This is a genomic window from Saliniradius amylolyticus, from assembly GCF_003143555.1.
GTDB lineage: Bacteria > Pseudomonadota > Gammaproteobacteria > Enterobacterales > Alteromonadaceae > Saliniradius > Saliniradius amylolyticus.
The window spans coordinates 2,402,299-2,419,432 of record NZ_CP029347.1 but is presented as its reverse complement, the minus strand read 5'-3'; the positions used below and the strand labels follow the sequence as shown (position 1 = coordinate 2,419,432).

19 protein-coding genes and 1 riboswitch are annotated in these 17,134 nt (G+C 53.3%); of the genes, 2 read left to right on the top strand and 17 right to left on the bottom strand.

From position 1 onward, the window contains the following. Nucleotides 1-82: 82 nt before the first annotated feature. Nucleotides 83-1,492, top strand: a complete 1,410-nt coding sequence (locus tag HMF8227_RS11295; RefSeq protein WP_109340273.1) for a PQQ-dependent sugar dehydrogenase — start codon at nucleotides 83-85, stop codon at nucleotides 1,490-1,492. A 122-nt stretch (nucleotides 1,493-1,614) separates the two neighbouring features. Here HMF8227_RS11295 and HMF8227_RS11290 read toward each other — a convergent pair whose 3' ends face one another. The 11 genes from HMF8227_RS11290 to HMF8227_RS11240 form a co-directional block, all read right to left on the bottom strand. After that, on the bottom strand, nucleotides 1,615-2,205 hold the full coding sequence (locus HMF8227_RS11290; protein WP_162558584.1) for an outer membrane protein: 591 nt from the start codon (nucleotides 2,203-2,205) through the stop codon (nucleotides 1,615-1,617). Between the two features lie 54 nt (nucleotides 2,206-2,259). Continuing rightward, a complete protein-coding gene (locus HMF8227_RS11285) occupies nucleotides 2,260-2,487 on the bottom strand; it encodes a helix-turn-helix domain-containing protein (RefSeq protein ID WP_109340271.1) in 228 nt (75 codons plus the stop codon). Between the two features lie 30 nt (nucleotides 2,488-2,517). Beyond that, on the bottom strand, nucleotides 2,518-3,093 hold the full coding sequence (locus tag HMF8227_RS11280) for a DUF2975 domain-containing protein (RefSeq protein WP_204101053.1): 576 nt from the start codon (nucleotides 3,091-3,093) through the stop codon (nucleotides 2,518-2,520). A 268-nt stretch (nucleotides 3,094-3,361) separates the two neighbouring features. Then, on the bottom strand, nucleotides 3,362-4,120 hold the full coding sequence (locus HMF8227_RS11275; protein WP_109340269.1) for a HesA/MoeB/ThiF family protein: 759 nt from the start codon (nucleotides 4,118-4,120) through the stop codon (nucleotides 3,362-3,364). Further along, nucleotides 4,114-5,610 (bottom strand): thiamine phosphate synthase, encoded by a 1,497-nt coding sequence (thiE, locus tag HMF8227_RS11270; RefSeq protein WP_109340268.1) that lies wholly within the window; start codon nucleotides 5,608-5,610, stop codon nucleotides 4,114-4,116. The genes HMF8227_RS11275 and thiE overlap by 7 nt, the downstream gene beginning before the upstream one ends. Next, nucleotides 5,597-6,409: a thiazole synthase gene (locus HMF8227_RS11265; RefSeq protein ID WP_109340267.1), complete on the bottom strand. Its 813-nt coding sequence runs from the start codon at nucleotides 6,407-6,409 to the stop codon at nucleotides 5,597-5,599. Before HMF8227_RS11265 ends, thiE begins: the two co-directional genes overlap by 14 nt. A gap of 3 nt (nucleotides 6,410-6,412) precedes the next feature. Next, entirely contained in the window at nucleotides 6,413-6,625 is a 213-nt protein-coding gene (gene thiS, locus HMF8227_RS11260; RefSeq protein WP_109340266.1) for a sulfur carrier protein ThiS, read from the bottom strand. Nucleotides 6,626-6,627: 2 nt separating this feature from the next. Then, nucleotides 6,628-7,773, bottom strand: coding sequence for an FAD-dependent oxidoreductase (locus HMF8227_RS11255; RefSeq protein WP_109340265.1), 1,146 nt, complete (start codon nucleotides 7,771-7,773; stop codon nucleotides 6,628-6,630). Beyond that, entirely contained in the window at nucleotides 7,770-9,647 is a 1,878-nt protein-coding gene (gene thiC, locus HMF8227_RS11250; protein ID WP_109340264.1) for a phosphomethylpyrimidine synthase ThiC, read from the bottom strand. Before thiC ends, HMF8227_RS11255 begins: the two co-directional genes overlap by 4 nt. Nucleotides 9,648-9,717: 70 nt before the next feature. Continuing rightward, a riboswitch (TPP riboswitch) is annotated at nucleotides 9,718-9,818 on the bottom strand. Nucleotides 9,819-9,886: 68 nt separating this feature from the next. Continuing rightward, nucleotides 9,887-10,945: a metal-dependent hydrolase gene (locus HMF8227_RS11245; protein ID WP_109340263.1), complete on the bottom strand. Its 1,059-nt coding sequence runs from the start codon at nucleotides 10,943-10,945 to the stop codon at nucleotides 9,887-9,889. 3 nt (nucleotides 10,946-10,948) lie between these two features. Further along, nucleotides 10,949-11,518 (bottom strand): TetR/AcrR family transcriptional regulator, encoded by a 570-nt coding sequence (locus tag HMF8227_RS11240; protein WP_162558583.1) that lies wholly within the window; start codon nucleotides 11,516-11,518, stop codon nucleotides 10,949-10,951. 169 nt (nucleotides 11,519-11,687) lie between these two features. Here HMF8227_RS11240 and HMF8227_RS11235 point away from each other — a divergent pair, with 169 nt between their 5' ends. Next, nucleotides 11,688-12,539 (top strand): alpha/beta fold hydrolase, encoded by an 852-nt coding sequence (locus HMF8227_RS11235; protein WP_162558582.1) that lies wholly within the window; start codon nucleotides 11,688-11,690, stop codon nucleotides 12,537-12,539. 7 nt (nucleotides 12,540-12,546) lie between these two features. Here the strand turns inward: HMF8227_RS11235 and HMF8227_RS11230 are convergent, their stop codons facing one another. The 6 genes from HMF8227_RS11230 to sufC are packed head-to-tail and all read right to left on the bottom strand — an operon-like array spanning nucleotide 12,547 to nucleotide 17,131. Further along, nucleotides 12,547-12,957 carry a SufE family protein gene (locus tag HMF8227_RS11230; RefSeq protein ID WP_109340260.1) on the bottom strand — a complete coding sequence of 137 codons (411 nt, stop codon included), beginning with the start codon at nucleotides 12,955-12,957 and terminating at the stop codon, nucleotides 12,547-12,549. A 42-nt stretch (nucleotides 12,958-12,999) separates the two neighbouring features. Next, nucleotides 13,000-13,533, bottom strand: coding sequence for a putative Fe-S cluster assembly protein SufT (sufT, locus tag HMF8227_RS11225; protein WP_109340259.1), 534 nt, complete (start codon nucleotides 13,531-13,533; stop codon nucleotides 13,000-13,002). Nucleotides 13,534-13,535: 2 nt separating this feature from the next. Continuing rightward, a complete protein-coding gene (locus HMF8227_RS11220) occupies nucleotides 13,536-13,892 on the bottom strand; it encodes a HesB/IscA family protein (protein ID WP_109340258.1) in 357 nt (118 codons plus the stop codon). Between the two features lie 13 nt (nucleotides 13,893-13,905). Next, nucleotides 13,906-15,123, bottom strand: coding sequence for an aminotransferase class V-fold PLP-dependent enzyme (locus HMF8227_RS11215; RefSeq protein WP_109340257.1), 1,218 nt, complete (start codon nucleotides 15,121-15,123; stop codon nucleotides 13,906-13,908). Further along, nucleotides 15,120-16,370: a Fe-S cluster assembly protein SufD gene (gene sufD, locus HMF8227_RS11210; protein WP_109340256.1), complete on the bottom strand. Its 1,251-nt coding sequence runs from the start codon at nucleotides 16,368-16,370 to the stop codon at nucleotides 15,120-15,122. The genes HMF8227_RS11215 and sufD overlap by 4 nt, the downstream gene beginning before the upstream one ends. After that, the gene (gene sufC / locus HMF8227_RS11205) at nucleotides 16,367-17,131 is read right to left on the bottom strand and encodes a Fe-S cluster assembly ATPase SufC (protein ID WP_109340255.1); all 765 of its coding nucleotides are present in this window, start codon (nucleotides 17,129-17,131) and stop codon (nucleotides 16,367-16,369) included. Before sufC ends, sufD begins: the two co-directional genes overlap by 4 nt. Nucleotides 17,132-17,134 lie beyond the last annotated feature (3 nt).

Genomic DNA, 17,134 nt, shown 5'->3' with positions numbered 1-17,134 from the left:
ATTGAACTTGATAAGTAGTGCAAAGGCACAAAGTGTATTAGCTTTGGCAACAGGTACCTACACTAATAGGATCGGGATCAGAATGAAAACGACAACTGGATGGCTATTAGCGGTGAGCGCCGCTCTGAGTTTTACTTCACTGGCGGACAATGAAACCAGACAACTGTATTTGGAAAACTGTGCCTCGTGTCACGGCGACAATTATGGCGGTGGGATGGCGCCCAGTATGCTGGATGATGAATGGGTGAATGGTGGCTCTGTTAAGGCCATTGCCAGCTCTATTCGTCATGGCATTGAATCGCGCGGGATGCCAGCCTGGGAAGCTAAGCTTTCTGAATCTCAGATACAGAATCTGGCCAAACTCCTCCACTCGGCAGGGCAGCAACAATCGGATCCCCAAGTGACAAAACCAGAAGCGGGCTTTCATTCTGATTACCATAGCTTCGACCTGCAACAGGTACTCAGCACCGATGGGGTTATCTGGGCGTTTGACTTCCTGCCCGGTGGGAGCCTGATCTTTACCGAACGTAACGGGGATTTAATGCTTTTTGAGCAGGATCGGATGAACCGTATCGCCGGAACACCTGAAGTCTGGCACTTTAAACAGGGGGGCTTGCTGGATGTAAAGGTAGACCCGGAGTATACCGACAACGGTTGGATCTACCTGTCGTACAGCCAGAAGACAGGGAAGAACGACAATGGCACGGATGTCGGGTCGTTGGTCGTAATTCGCGGCCGCATTCAGGACGGACAGTGGGTAGACCAGCAACGACTCTGGGCGCCGCCAGAAGCTAAGCACATCAACCGTGGCTGGCACTTTGGCTCACGCTTTGCCATCGACGGGGACTATCTGTTTTTCAGTAACGGGGATGAGGGGTATCGGGACAGAGCCCAGGATATCGACATTCAAAACGGCAAGATCCACCGTATCTATAAGGATGGCCGAGTCCCTGAAGACAACCCATTCGTCGGCAACCCCGATGGTATGGACAGCATCTGGAGTTATGGTCACCGTAACCCTCAGGGCATGACGTTTACACCGGATGGCCAGACTTTATGGGCCACCGAGCACGGCCCCAAAGGCGGTGATGAGTTAAACCGGATTCAGAAGGGCGGGAATTACGGCTGGCCCAAGGCCACTTTTGGTATCAACTACGATGGTACCCCCATTACCGAACATACCTCATTGCCCGGTATGGTGGATCCGGTTCACCACTGGACGCCATCCATTGCCGCGGCCGGAATAAATTTTTATACCGGCAGTGCGTTTCCCCGTTGGCAGGGGGACCTCTTTGTGAGCAGTCTGGCAATGCAGGAACTGCATCGGATCAGGTTGAAGGATAACGAGGTGCTGGAAGACGAAGTCGTCTTGAAAGACGAAGGCCGGATCCGGGATGTCGCGACGGCGCCCGATGGTACCTTGTTCATCGCAATCAATGACAATGAAAACGGCGTTCACCGGATTATGCGGTTGCACCCGGCCGGTGACTGACGCTTAAACCTTTTTCGGGCGATTAAACAAAGACAGATATATTAGAAGTACAGTACGGGGCTCCTGAATAGGCAGCCCCGGTATCAGCGACAGGCTTTGACCTGACAGCTCTTCTGCATCAGTTAGAAATGGTAGGACACTCCCCAGCGCACCACGACAAGTCCGGAATCAATAGCTTGCTCATCATTAAGATCTATTTCATCACCGCTTACCGTCAGTTCTAGATGAGAAGAAAGGCTTTGATTGAACTGGTAATCAAAACCCACTCCATAAATATGACCGAAGCGGCTTTCCCCGGCGGTTCTGTCGCCAAGCTGAATATTGTAGTCGTATTGGGCGACACCCAGAGTGCCGTAAAGGCTTCCTCCCCAGCCCCATTCATGACCTATCATGGCCTTAACGCCATATTGATTTTCAACATTGACCGTATCGCCATTGTCGTAGGCTTTCGAATGAGACGTATTGTTAAAGAACACCTCACCGGAAACAAACAGGCCGCTTTCCAGCACTGACTTTTTGTATCCCGCATAGACCCCTCCAGAGGTCTTAGACTGATCGCGCTCCAGTGTACTTTCGCCTTCATCCAGCACAAATCCTGAGTGGACCATGCCCGCACCTGCGTAAATGCCTTCACTGGCGAATGCTGTGCTTCCCGAGGCAAGCATCCCTAGGGCGACGACGGGTGGTAGTAAAATAGGGTTGAGGTTTTTCATTGGACTTTGCTCCTTTTTGAATAAATCCATTATTTCCATACGACGATCGGTGTCTTAAGCCGATGAATCCCGAGTTTTATCTTCGACATACTCGAGTATGTCTCCGGGCTGACATTCCAGAACTTCGCATAGTTTCTCCAGGGTGGAGAATCGAACAGCTTTCGCCTTGCCTGTTTTGAGAACTGACAGATTGGCCAAAGTAACGCCAACACGTTCGGACAGCTCAGACAGGCGCATCTTTCTTTTCGCTAAAATCACATCAAGGTTGATAACAATTGCCATAAAAATACTGTGCCCGACAGTCAAGATGGATCAGATGGTCAGTTCGGATTCTTCTTGTAATCTAGCGGCGTGCTCCATGATTTTCGCCACAAGAATCAAGAACAGCCCAGGTACAAGGTAGCCCGTTTTTAACATGGCATGGCCTTGCCAGTCGGGCAGTTGGGGCAGAATGTCCCGGCTATACAGGTAAGCTCCGACAATGGTAGCCAGTAGGGTTTCGTACAGGAAAAGTCCCAGCAACAGACAGCCGATATAGAAAAAGTGCCGTGCGTTTTTAACAGTAAAGACCTTGTTCTGTCTGTACAGACGACACAGCAACCAGACTTGCAACAACACGGCCAGCCATAACATTTGCTCGAAACTCAAGATGGCGATAATCGCGAGCCGGTCCCCTGACAGAAATGAGGACAGAGACTGACTCCAGAGTTCACCACCCACATACAGCGTGATTGGGATATCGCTGACAAATAGTGAGTAGGGCTCAACCAGATTGGCAATCGCAGCGGCACACACGAGGGCGCTTAACCAGAGCGCTAGGTTTCGCACGGACGAGTAGTGGTCTTTTTCTGTCATAGTTAGGTTGTCATCAGGTCTGAGAATGTCCACAGGTTACCTTTCGTAATATCCCTTTTCAATAAAAATTTATCGAAAAACGATAAATTTTTAAGGGTGAGAGCTAATTAATGTAGCTCTGGCTTGTTATTATGATTCCGGTTTGGTGTGCTGACGCGCAGCATGAGTGGATCCTGACAGATGTCTTTGACTGGTTAAAACGCAGGGCGCAGAGAACCCGAAGTGACGGCACACAGAGGTTCTCTGTTAGAGACTGGGGTTTCAGGGGATAATGCGTTTGCATCCGTTTGGTGAATAGATTTCAGGCCTTGTCATTTTGACAGCGAGGGCATGCAGAAGCTGGGGTAACCATCAGGCTTTGCCAATGCATATTTATCCCTTCGAACTGACGGAAGCGACCATGCTCAATGCCAAAGCCCGGGATGGACGCTTTGATGGCCTCCAGAGCCTGGGCCGAGCCTATTATTCCCAATACAGGACCTAAGACTCCAATCGTTTGGCAGTTATGCTCAGGGCGGTGGCCGGTGTCGGGAAACAGGCATTCAAAGCAGGGCTTGTGAAGACGGCGAAAATCAAAGCTGATTAGCTGTCCACTGGTGCCAATTGCGGATGCCTGAATAAACACTTTTTTATGTGTTTGGCAGGCCTGGTTTAAGGCAAAGCTGGTGTCCAGACTGTCGGCGCAATCCAGCACAATATCCGCCTCGGCTACATAGTTGCTCAGCACTCTGCCGCTTAGTCTTGTCTTTACAGCCCTCACTCTAACCTCTGGGTTTAGCGCGTAAAGCTGCTGCTCGGCCACCTCAACTTTCGGCGCGTCAATATGGTTGATGCGATAGAGGGGCTGGCGATGAAGATTACTGAGTTCCACCTTGTCATTATCTGCCAGTGTTATACGGCCAATGCCCGCAGCGGCCAAGTACTGGGCCGCCGGGCAGCCAAGGCCGCCAACACCGACGATCAGTACATGGGTCCCGGCCAGCCTCAACTGGCCAGCCTCGCCAAGCTCTTGTAGCATCATCTGCCGGGCGTAGCGCAGACGCTCTTTGTCGCTCAGCATGTCAGGCCCTCCAGTCGGGATTGAAACACTTTGACTCTGGCCCGAACATCCTCGGCTTCGGTGATGGCACTGACGACGGCGACGCTCTCAATGCCGGTGGCAAGCACGCTGTCCAGGTTGTCGGCGTTGATGCCGCCGATGGCCACCTGAGGACAGTTTTTAATCAGGCGTACATAACGACCTAGTCGTTCGGTGCCTTGCAGCTGGCCGCTCATGTCCTTGGTCTTGGTATCGAAGATGGCCCCGAAAGCCATATAGCTGGGCTTGAGCGAGTGGGCCAGCATCATCTCGTACTCACCATGGGTCGAAACTCCTAGGCGAAGTCCAGCGCGAGCGATGGCGCTTAGATCGGCCTTTAGCAGGTCTTCCTGGCCCAGATGCACCCCATAGGCGTCCAATTCTATAGCAAGTTGCCAGTGGTCATTGATGAACAGCTGTACCTCGTTCTCCCGGCAAAGGGCAATGGCTTCGGTAAGTTGTTGACGAAGCTCATCAGGTCCAGCGTGTTTGAGCCTGATTTGTAAGGTTTTAACGGCCAAGGGAATCAGCCTGGTTATCCAGTCGACGCTGTCCACCACGGGATAAAGGCCCAGTGGCTTTGTTTTACAAGGGGCAAAGCCTGGCCCGGGGGGGAGCTCCAGCGGCTCCGGGTTTTGAAGCGCATTGGGCAGGGCGCGGGGAAAGAGCTCGATGTTCTCAGGCCAGCCAGGGTGGGGCAGGTTGGCCTCCGGGCTGTCTTTCGCCAGAGCCAGGCTATGGTTGATATAGGCTTTGGCCAGGGTTAGCGCGTCTTTCAGCGGATAATCTCTTGCCAGCAAGGCGGCGATAGCCGAACTGAAGCGACAACCGGTGCCATGGCTGTTAGACACTGCCTGTCTGGGACTTTGCAGCCAGTAATGATTCTGGCCACAGAGTCCATAGTCTAAGCAATGCCCTGCGGTATCATGGCCGCCTTTGATCACTACGGAGCCTGGGCCCATCCGTTGTATCTGCATGGCCGCCTGCACGCGATCATTGGGGGCTGTCGGACGCAGCCCCGTAAGGACTTCTGCCTCATCCAGGTTGGGAGTAATGACATCCACCAGAGGCAGCAATTGAGATTGTATGGCCTCCAGCGTACCCGGTAGTTGCAACTGACTGCCGGCAGAGGCATTAAGCACAGGATCTAATACGACCCACAACTCAGCGGCAGTCTTTTGGCGTAACTGGCGAATGAAATTGGCAATGATCGCCACTTGAGCCGGTGCAACAATAAGGCCGATCTTGATTCCTCTGAGGGCGATGTGTTTCACGGCAGAGAGTTGTTCCTGCAAAATCCTGTTCCCAACCGGTTCCACAGCGAATACGGCGTTCGGAGTTTGCGCGGTGAGGGCAGTGACCACCGTCTTTCCCTCGGCATTAAAGTCGGCCAAGGTCATTAGATCGGCCTGAATACCAGCGCCTGCGCTAGTGTCGGAGCCTGCTATGGTCAAAACCTTAGGTCGGCGCATGGTCGCTCTCCTGATGCCAAAAAGGGGTGCCCAGAGTAGGCGTGCTGGGGCTGGCCAGCTCTTTTTCGGGCATGATGCCACTGAGATAGGCCTGACGCCCGGCACGGGTAGCATCGGCAAAGGCCCGGGCCATGATAACGGGATCCTGAGACTGGGCGATGGCGGAGTTGAGTAATACACCGTCATAGCCCATTTCCATGACTTGGCAGGCATGAGAAGGTCGGCCCAGTCCTGCGTCGACGATAAGGGGCGTATCGGGCAGTCGCTCGCGCAGCGTCTGTAAGGCATAGGGGTTGAGTATGCCTTTTCCGGTACCGATGGGGGCCGCCCAGGGCATCAGAACTTCACAGCCCACGTCTACTAAGCGCTGGCATAGCACCAGATCATCGGTGCAATAGGGCAGTACCTTAAATCCTTCGTCGATAAGATGTCTGGCGGCTTCCACCAAGCCGAGAGGATCCGGCTGCAGGTTGTAATCATCGCCAATTAGCTCCAGCTTCAGCCAGTCGGTATCAAACAATTCTCGCGACATCCTGGCGAGGGTCAGTACCTCCCGGACGCTATGGCAGCCGGCGGTATTTGGCAGCAGCTGGAGATTCAACTGACGGATCAATTGCCAAAAAGCCTGTCCATCCCCTTGCGCTGGGTTCTGGCGGCGTAGCGAAAGCGTGACTACTTCGGCCCCCGATGCTTTGATGGCGTCATGCATAACATCGGGCGAGGGGTACAGGGCCGATCCAATTAAAAGCCGACTACTCAGGTTCTGGTCAAAAAGCTGCCAGTTTCTCTGTGTGAACATAAGTCAGCCCCCCTGTATGGGTGAAAACACATCCAGCCGATCGCCATCGGTAAGGAGGTGGTGTTCGCTATGCTGACGATCCAGAAACTCATCGTTAACAGCCAGTGCATAGGGCTCGGAAGGCGGCGCCTGCGCCAAAAGCTGAGCGACGCTGGTTCCGGCTTCCAGGGTCACAGGTTGTCGATTCAGGGTGATACTGATCATGGGTTTAGTCATCGTTAATGTCTCGCAGAATGATAAAGCTCCGCGAACTGACTTTGCTCGCGGCGTTGATTAAGGGCTCGATCGGCCCCCAGCTCAAGCATGGTGGTAGCACTGTGCTTGATTTCTTCCAGTAATGCTGGTGCCAGCAGAAAGCCGTGGCGGTAAAGGCCATTGACCTCAATAAGCGCGTTGTCAAAGCGAATAGCGGGGTTATTGTCGGTAAGGGCGGGCCGGCAATGGCTTTGCATCTGGTCGATGCGGGCCTCGGCAAAGCCTGGATGCACCGCATAGGCCGCGGATAACAGTTCCAGTGCCGAGCGAACGGTGATATTGCCGTTGTCCTGGCTTTCGATCTCGGTGGCGCCGATGACATAACGGCTGTTCTCTCTGGGAACGATATACAGCGGATACCTGGGGTGCATGAGCCGTACCGGCCGGTTAAGACGAACCTCATCTGCGGTGACTCTGATCACTTCGCCGCGCACGGCCCGTAAGCTCGGGATTGCGGCACCGGTGCCTCGACAATCGATAATCAGGTTGAAGGCGTCGCGGCGATGGCGAGGTTCAGGCTTGTGCTCGGTCTGATGAGCCGATACATATCCGTTATCGGTGCTATACACATGCCAGTTGCCATGAAAACGAATACCTGAGGACTGAATGGCCCCCTGGGTACTTTGCAGTAAGCTGCGGTTGCATAGCTGCCCTTCACCGGGAAGCAGTAAGCCTTGCGTGAAACGGCCCGCCAGCTCCGGCTCCCATTGGGCGATGGCCTCGGCGTCGCAGTCTATTGCCTGAAGCCCGACAAAGTGGCGACGTCTGTGAGACAGTTGCTGTCGAAATTGCGCCAGGCTGCCTCTGTCTTGTTGATGGGCTATCACCAGTGAGCCTTTCTGCTGGAAAAATACCGGCTGCGGGAGCGTTGCTAATAGCTCTGACCACAGGGGTATCGCCTTTAGGCCCAGACGAACAACCAGATTGTCGCAGCTCACCGACTCGCTGGCGGGGGCCAGCATACCGGCCGCTACATGGGCGGCGCTCTGCTGACCGTCAAGATCGCCCCGATCATACAGGTGCAATTCAGCGCCGAGTTCCTGTAACGCCAAAGCAGTCAACCGGCCCATAAGGCCGGCGCCAATGACGGCAATGCGGGGGGGCTTCATTGGACCTCGTGGTATAGCTTGGCGCCCGAGCTCCTGAATTCCTGCGCCTTGTCTTCCATGCCCCGGGTAATGTCGGTTACCGGAATGGCCTTGTCATGTTCACCCTGTCTCAGTTCCTGACTGAGTTTCATAGAACAGAACTTGGGACCACACATGGAGCAAAAATGGGCCACCTTGCCCGAAGGCTGAGGTAAAGTCTCGTCGTGGTAAGCGCGGGCGCGTTCGGGATCCAGGCCCAGGTTAAACTGGTCTTCCCAGCGAAACTCGAACCTGGCCTGAGACAGAGCATTATCGCGGATCTGAGCACCGGGATGGCCCTTGGCCAGATCGGCGGCGTGGGCGGCGATCTTATAGGTGATCAAGCCTTCCTTGACGTCTTCCTTGTTGGGCAGGCCCAGGTGCTCCTTGGGGGTCACATAGCACAGCATGGCGCAGCCGTACCAGCCAATCTGAGCTGCACCAATGCCTGAGGTGATATGATCGTAACCTGGTGCAATGTCGGTAGTCAGTGGTCCCAGGGTATAGAACGGTGCCTCATGGCACTCTTCAAGCTGCTTATCCATATTTTCCTTGATAAGCTGCATGGGCACATGGCCCGGGCCTTCAATCATGGTTTGCACATCGTGTTCCCAGGCGATTTTGGTCAGCTCGCCCAGAGTCTTAAGTTCGGCAAACTGAGCCTGGTCGTTCGCATCGTAAATTGAGCCGGGGCGCAATCCATCGCCCAGTGAGAAGGCGACATCATAGGCCTTCATAATCTGACAGATGTCTTCGAAGTGGGTATACAGGAAACTTTCCTTGTGATGGGCCAGACACCATTTGGCAATGATCGCACCGCCTCTTGAAACGATGCCGGTGCAACGCTCGGTGGTCATGGGAATAAAAGGCAGGCGCACGCCTGCGTGGATGGTAAAATAGTCCACGCCTTGTTCGGCCTGTTCAATCAGAGTATCCCTGAACACTTCCCAGCTAAGATCTTCGGGCACCCCGCCAACCTTCTCCAGTGCCTGATACAAAGGTACGGTTCCCACCGGTACCGGGCTGTTGCGGATAATCCATTCTCGGGTTTCGTGAATATAGCGGCCGGTGGAGAGATCCATGATGGTGTCGGCACCCCAACGGGTGGCCCAAACCATCTTCTCTACCTCTTCTTCGATAGAAGAGGTCAGAGCGCTGTTACCGATATTGGCGTTGACCTTGACCAAAAAATTACGACCGATGATCATGGGCTCGGATTCCGGATGGTTAATATTAGCGGGGATAATGGCACGTCCTGCCGCTACTTCCTCACGGACAAACTCGGCAGTGATTTGCTCGGGGATCCGCGCACCAAAGCTTTGTCCCGGATGCTGTTGCTTCAGCACCTGCTGCTTGATTCGTTCCCGGCCCATATTTTCTCGAATGGCGATGTATTCCATCTCCGGGGTGATGATGCCTCGCCTGGCATAGTGCATTTGGGTGACATTTGCGCCCGGTAAGGCTTTGCGAGTGTGGCGTTCACCGGGGAAGCGAAGCTCTTTGAGGTAATCGTCAGTAAGGCGTTCACGGCGATAATCCGACTCGGTCTCTGTTTGCGGTTGAGTGTCCTCACGGGCCTTGATCCATCGCTGGCGCAGCGGCTTGATACCCTGGTAAACATCGAGATGTTGTTCACGGTCGGTGTAGGGCCCAGAGGTATCGTAGACCGGCACGGGGTCAGGCTGATACTGGCCTTCATCGGTTTGCATGGCCGTCAGGTGAATTTCGCGCATACCCACGCGAATGTCGTGCTTAACGCCGGATACGTAGATTTTTTTGGAATTGGGAAAAGGGTTAGCCTTAAGCTGGTGAATATAGGCTTGTGCGGCCTGCCGTTGTTGTCGTCTCTCTGACATGATTGATCCTCAGTTGATGTGAAGATCTTGTCAGAGAGCCGATCGGCGTCTGATTGATAAGAATAGGGATCGATTCCCCAGTCTTGTTCCCTCCGCAGGTGTTAGCCTGTTCAGGTTCAACGGATCCCGCTAATGCGGTCTCAGCCCTTTCGGGCACTCCGACAAGATATGTGTCTTTACCCTAACGTCAGCTGCGTCGGAAAGCAAGTGAAGAGAATCTTACCGGTGGTGAACGGTCCTTATGGAATACTCAGATAGGGCAGACGATGAGTTTGCCATTGGCCATTATGTTGTTGGCAAAGGCCAAATCGAAATGCTGGTGGGATACCAGGCCAATGATAACGCAGATCACTGAACCAAAAGCAGGTTGATGAACCAGCGGGCGAGTGAGGTGGAAGAGGGCCGAGATGATACAGTACCGGGTACTGGGCAAAGTCTCTAAAAGGAGCAAAGTTAGGTTGATGCCAGGCGGCTTTTGCTAAGGCGTTGTCCTTACCAGTATTCGGCCAAAGAGGTTTCCATTGCCAATCCGGACTATGGCTGGGCTGGTAGGTAGTGGTGAAGCCTGACAATCGCTGTGTAGCATCCAGGGGTAATGGGATGAAGTTGGTCCGGTAAAATACTCTCGCCCGCCAGTTACCTTGCGCTTTGTGAGTAATGGCTTGCCACAGCAGAGGCGAAAACGGCTGCGGGAACAAACGTATGTCTGATGGCGTTGTATTCGAAGGTAATTGTTGCGATAGCTCCTGTCGGATCTGTTGCTTGATGCCCACTACGACCAGAAGGTACGCCACAGGGAGGAACCAAACCAGTAGGACACTTTTGCAGGACCGGTGTTTTACTATCAACCACAGACACACCAATAGTATCAGGGTGAAATAACCATCCACGACCAACAGCAGATTTGCACTGACTCGCACATCACTGAATGGCTGAAACCATTGGGTTCCGAAAGGCGTCAGAGCATCAAGAAAACAGTGAGAGAGCACGCCTGCTGTGGCAACAAGCCATAACAGTACGAATGGATAGCGATGCGCTGTCAGAAGGTAAGCCGCAGCGGCGATAGTCAGACTCCACAAGGGTGCCAGGAACAAAGAGTGAGTAAAAGAGCGGTGCCAGTAGGCTAAAAAGGCCAGTGGATCGACCCAAAACAGAAGGTAGTCCAAGTCCGGTATTAATGCTGCGAGAACACCCAGTTGCCACCATAAATGGCTTTCTGAGTGATTTTGCGGTGGCCTGATGACAGAGACACTTCTAGCCAGAGCTGCGCCGACAATACCGTGAGTGATGGGATCCATTAACTATTGGGGCGGAGCTAAAGGTTGCAGTCGCGCTTGCAATTGCGCTTTTAGGTGGGGGGGATTCAGCTTATCGTCCGAAAGAAACCGGCCAAAGGTGATTACGTATACCGAAGTGACACCGAGCTCTGTCACAATGCGGGAGAGGCCTTGTGGTTGCCACCTCGCTGCCGTTAAAAACCACTGCACGGTGCGGCTGATGCGAGTAATACCATGCGCCTGAAGATGAATGTGACCGGGCTCTAATTTGTAGCCCAACATTTCCCGTACCAGAGGTTTGTAGGGGGCCAGTGTCTCAAGCCAGCTCGATATGCAATGGGCTAATCGAGCCTCGGCAGTTTGCTGTATAAAACCGGGCTTCTGAGAGGCATCCAGCATATTGGTATCGGCCCGGTCAAACAAAAGATCAGCAAGATCATCCCGTGAGCGAACACATCGGTACAAATCGCTCAAGCTTATATCAAGACCTATAGCCAGCTCATTGATGTTGAAGTCTTCCCAAGAAGTACTCCTTGCCAGTTCCAAAGCTTTATTCAAAACAGTATCGTCGCTGAGCATGAGAATGTTATGCAAGTTCGTTATTTATTGCAGTATAGACGTTAAAGCGTTGGCTCAGGTCCTGAGCAGCATCAACACTAGATGTGTTGACTCGATTTGCGAGTCATTTTTTGAAACATTTCTCCGTTTGTAATTCTGAATGAAAATACGTCTACTGGCATTATCAAAAAAACAGGAATCCAATATGCTCAGGTTAGTCGCGATCACCGTTTTCACTTTGTCATTGCCAATGGACCTTTGTGCTAAAACAATGACAACCAGCCAGTTTATTGTGCAGAGTAATGAGGTGGTGTTACTGGATATTGATACCATCAACACCTCACTGAAAAAACAAGGGGCTGAAGGAAAGGCACATTCCGTGAGTGTGGATAGAGTAAATGGTGCCAAACTTCGAGGACTGCGCTTCGAGTCTGACAATGCGCAAAGAGAGATCCTGTTCTACCCCGGTAATGGCATGTCATTGGAGCGCGCTCATGGTCTGTTAAGGGCTCTGGCTGCACTTAACGCCAATGTAACCTGGTTTGATCCTAGAGGTCTGGGTGCCAGTGATGCTATTCATCCGATCACTGTTGAGAACCTGAAAGCAGATGCATTGCGGGTCTTTGATGCTGCCAGGAAGGCTTTTTCAGCCGATTTGCCGGTGGTGATATACGGCGTTTCTGTTGGCACAAGTCTAGCCAGCTATGTAGCGGCTCATCGAAACGTTGAAGGCTTGGTGCTGGAAGGCGCGTATGTTTCTGTCAGTGAATTAATGGCTAATCTTGCGCATGTAGGTCTAGACGGCGATCCAAGTCATGAATTGAGCCAGCTCACTCCGGCACCAGCACTAAAACGCTTCGAGGGGCCTCTGTTATTATTGGTAGGCAGCCAGGATGATGTCACGCCAGCGTCCTTTGCATCCCGGCTATTGACTATAGCTGCGAGTAATTACAAGCAGCAAGCAGTAATTACTGCGGCACCACACGCGATGGCGCTAACAAGGCCCTCCGTACTCGACCATTTAATGCCCTTCCTAAACCGGTTATCCGGTAAATGACGCTCTACTAATGGGCCTGCTCGGCGGTTTTTCGGATCTTGGTAACGATAGCGCGCAGGCCGTTACCTCGCGTCGGTGAAATGTGACGCTCTAAGTCCAGTTCGTTAAAGTAAGCGTCGATATCGAAATCGAGAATGTCTTGGGGCGTTTTGTTGTTATACGCGGCCATGACCAGTGCCAGCAGGCCCTGAACGATAATGGCGTCCGAGTCCACTCTAAACTGAAGTTTACCGTCTTGTTGCTCGGTAATCAGCCACACCTGGCTCTGGCAGCCGGGCACCAGCTTATCTTCGGTGCAAGCCTCTTCCGGTAAGCCGGGCAGAGCCTTGCCAAGATCGATGATATACTGGTAACGCTCTTCCCAGTCGTCAAAAAAGCCAATGTCGTCAATGATTTCGTCAGTGGAAGGTAATGGCATTGGAGATCCTACACTCAGTTTCTGGTTACAACAGTGGCCAGGCTAGAAGAACAATCCTGCTTCCAGCTGCGCCTCTTCACTCATCATCTCACGGGACCAGGGGGGATCAAATACCAGCTCCACATTGACCTTGTCCACATTGGGTACCATCGCGACACGGTATTCTACATCACCCACTAAAACCGGACCCATGCCACAGCCAGGCGCGGTTAAGGTCATCTGAATATTAACGGTGCTGTTATCCTGATCGATGGCAACCTCATAAATCAGTCCCAAAGACACCAGGTTAATTGGGATCTCGGGATCATAGATGGTTTCCAGCGCTTGATACACCTGATCTTTGCTGATGGTGTCATCACTCGGTGTCTCGAATTCGAGCTTCTGGGGCTTGCGACCCAGAGCATCGGCGTCAGTACCGTCGATGCGCAGCATATTACCCTGCCAGGTGACGGTAAAATTACCGCCCAGATCCTGGGTCAGGGTCACAAATTCACCGCCGGGAATAGTCTTAGGTTCACCGGAGGGCACGCGACGGGCCATGCAGTCGCGCTCCATCACCACCATTTTCTGCTGCATGCTTAGCCTACGTTAAAGCTTTCACCGCAGCCGCACTCGTCGACCACGTTGGGATTATTGAATTTCACCACGCCGTTGACGCCTTCCTGCACGTAGTCGATCTCGGTATTGCGAACCAAGTCCACCGCTTTGGCTTCCACCGCCAGAGTCAACTTGTCGCTGATAGCGATCTTGGTGTCACCCTCTTCGGCGGTATCGGCGAAGTCCAGCACATAGGCATAGCCGGTGCAGCCGCTGACCTTAGTGGACAGTCGGATGATCTTATCCGGATGGCTGTTCAGTTTGCCTTCAAAATGGCGAATGGCCGCCTCGGTTAAGCTGACCACTGACTGATTGGGTGTAAAAGTTTCGACGGACATAGTACCTCCTCGGTCAGGCCAACATCATCTGGGCTTTTTTCAGCCCTTTAAACAGTTGGTCGACTTCTTCAAGGGTATTGTAAATGGAAAAGCTGGCCCGAGCGGTGCCCGGTACACCTAAGCGCTTCATCAATGGCTGGGCGCAGTGATCGCCGGTGCGAATGGCGATGCCCTGACGATCCAAAATAAATCCGATGTCGGCCGGATGAGCGCTCTGCATTATAAAACTCAGTATGCCGGTTTTATTGGGGGCAGAACCGACGATAGTCAAGCCTTCAAAGGCGTCGGCCTGTTCAGTGGCCGATTGGATCAGAGAGGCTTCATGGGTCTTAACGGCGTCCAGATCCAGTTGGCTGAACCAGCCGATGGCTGCAGCAAAGCCGATGGCGCCAGCAATATTTGGGGTGCCCGCTTCCAGTCTGTTAGGCAGCTCACCCCAGACTGCATCCTGATAGGTCACTCGACTGATCATTTCGCCACCGGTCTGCCATACCGGCCAGTCCTCTAATACGGATTTTTTACCCCAAAGGGCACCAATACCAGTCGGCCCGAAGACCTTATGGCCGGAAAAGGCATAAAAGTCACAGCCGATATCCTGCACATCCACCATGCCATGAGCAATGCCCTGAGCGCCATCTATAAGCACCAGCGCACCCTTAGCTTTGGCGGCAGCGGTCAACTCCTTAACCGGGTTGATGGTACCTAGTGCATTGGAGATATGCGGCATGGCCACAAGCCGGGTGTTTTCGCTGAGCAGGGCCTTAAAGGCATCCACATCCAGCGCACCGTTGTCGAAGATAGGTGCGACTTTGAGCGTTGCGCCTGAGGCTTTGCAGGCTTGCTGCCAGCTCACCAGATCGGCATGGTGCTCCATCTCGGTCACCAGAATTTCATCACCGGCGTTAAGCTGCTGACGAATACCGTTACCCACGATGTTAATGGCTTCGGTGGTGCCACTGGTCCAGATTAATTCTTCACGGGCACTGGCATTGATAAAGCGGGCAATGGTTTCACGGGCCTTTTCAAACCGGCGCGTGGCCTCGTCAGAGAGTTGGTGAGCGCCACGGTGCACATTGGAGTTTGTGGTGGAGTAGTAATCCACCAAAGCATCGATCACCGCCTGCGGCTTCTGCGTAGTGGCAGCATTATCCAAGTACACCAAAGGGTTACCATCCACCTGACGGCTTAAAATAGGAAACTGGGCGCGCAGGGCAGCGACATCAAAACTCATTTGACTTCCATCTCCTCAAAGCGTGCCTTGAGTCTGGGTTGCAACCATTCAGCCAGAGCCTTATTGGGCATCTGGTTGACCAGTTCCTGGATGAAGCCGAAATTCAGCATTACCAAAGCCTGCGAGCGCGGAATACCGCGGGTCATCAAATAATACAGGGATTGTTCGTCAATCTCGGCCACCGTAGCGCCGTGGGCACACTGTACATCGTCGGCATAGATCTCCAGCTCCGGCTTGGTATTGATCTGGCCGCGACGGGATAGCAACAGGTTGCGGTTATTCAGCTCTGCAAGGGTCTTTTGTGCACCGCGATGAATATGGATGCGACCATTGAAAACCGCCTTAGCTCTATCGCCAACAATACCCCGAGCGTTTTCCTCGGTGGTGCCATTGGGCATGGCATGTTCGATGGTGCTGTGCAGATCGAAGTGCTCGCCTTCACCCAGCAGGTAGACATTGTTGAACTTGGCCTTGGCGTGCTCGCCGCGATGAGCAATGTCCACATCCAGCCTCGCCAGCTGGCTACCAAATCCGATCAGCGTGCTGTTAAGACGGGCTTCATCGTAAAGATCGAAATGACTGCCGCCAATGTGCACAGCCTTTTGTGTGTGCATGGCCAGGCGATAATGTTCCAGCTGGGCCTTCTGGCCCAACTGATATTCGGCGAAGCCGGTACTAAAACTGCTGTCTTCACCCAGGCCTTGTTCGATGACGCAGGCTTTTGCTTGGTCACCCAAACGCACGAGTACACGCTGGTGAGACTCTTCTCCGGCGCCGGTAAGATTCACAATACGCAGCGGGGTCGTGAAGGACACACCGGCGTCGATGTCAATAATCAGCCCCTGACGAACCAGGACATCATTAATCAGCCCAAACAGGTGACGACCGGGCTTCACCTGACTGAATACCGCCTCGGCAGTGGCCTGTCCCTGTTTACTGGCATTGGCCAGCGACTCAATGCGCACGCCAGCAGGAAGCTCTAAGCTCGACAAGTCGGTTTTCAGCTCACCATCGGCAAAGACCAGATCAATGCTGTCTAAACCATCGATAACAGGCAGCTCAGGTATCGTGCCTTTGGTCGACAGATCCAAGTCTTCCAGTGGCTTCAAGGAAGTGTATTTCCACGCCTCGGTACGGCGGGTAGGCCAGCTGGTCTGTTTAAGCTCGGCCAGGGCCTTATCTCGAACCGGGCTAAGCCAGTCATTGACCGCACCGCGATCGATGACGTCGGTTAACCATTGGCTCATGCTTCGGCCTCCTCGGTATTCTTATCGCCCAGCCAGGCATAGCCAGAGGCTTCCACTTCTTTGGCCAGTGAAGCGTCGCCGCTTTTGACAATCTTACCCTTGGCCAGAATATGGACATAGTCCGGCTCGATGTAGTCCAGTAGACGCTGATAATGGGTAACCACGATAAAGCTGCGCTCGCTGTTGCGCTGACTGTTCACACCGTCGGCGACGACCTGAAGCGCATCGACATCCAGGCCGGAGTCAGATTCGTCGAGAATGCACAGGCTTGGTTGCATCAGAATCATCTGCATGATCTCATTGCGTTTTTTCTCGCCGCCTGAGAAGCCTTCGTTAACGCCACGTTTCAGAAAATCCAGCGGCAGGTGTACCTGCTTGCAGGCCTCCTTGGCTTTTTTCAGAAACTCGGCCGAGGTATAGGCCTCTTCGCCTTGTTGCTCGCGCACGGCATTGACCGCTTCTTTCATGAACTCCATATTGGAGACACCCGGGATCTCAACCGGGTACTGAAAGGCCAGGAACAGGCCTTCACGGGCCCGCTCTTCCACGTCCATATCCAGCAGGTCCTTGCCGTTAAACTCAACGCTGCCCTGGTCTACTTCGTAGCCATCGCGGCCTGACAGTACATAACCCAGGGTACTTTTACCTGCACCGTTGGGCCCCATGATGGCGTGAACTTCGCCTGGCTTAATCTCAAGGTCCAGGCCTTGTAAAATGGTTTTGTCTTCTACACTGGCGTGCAGATTCTTAATCGTTAACATGGT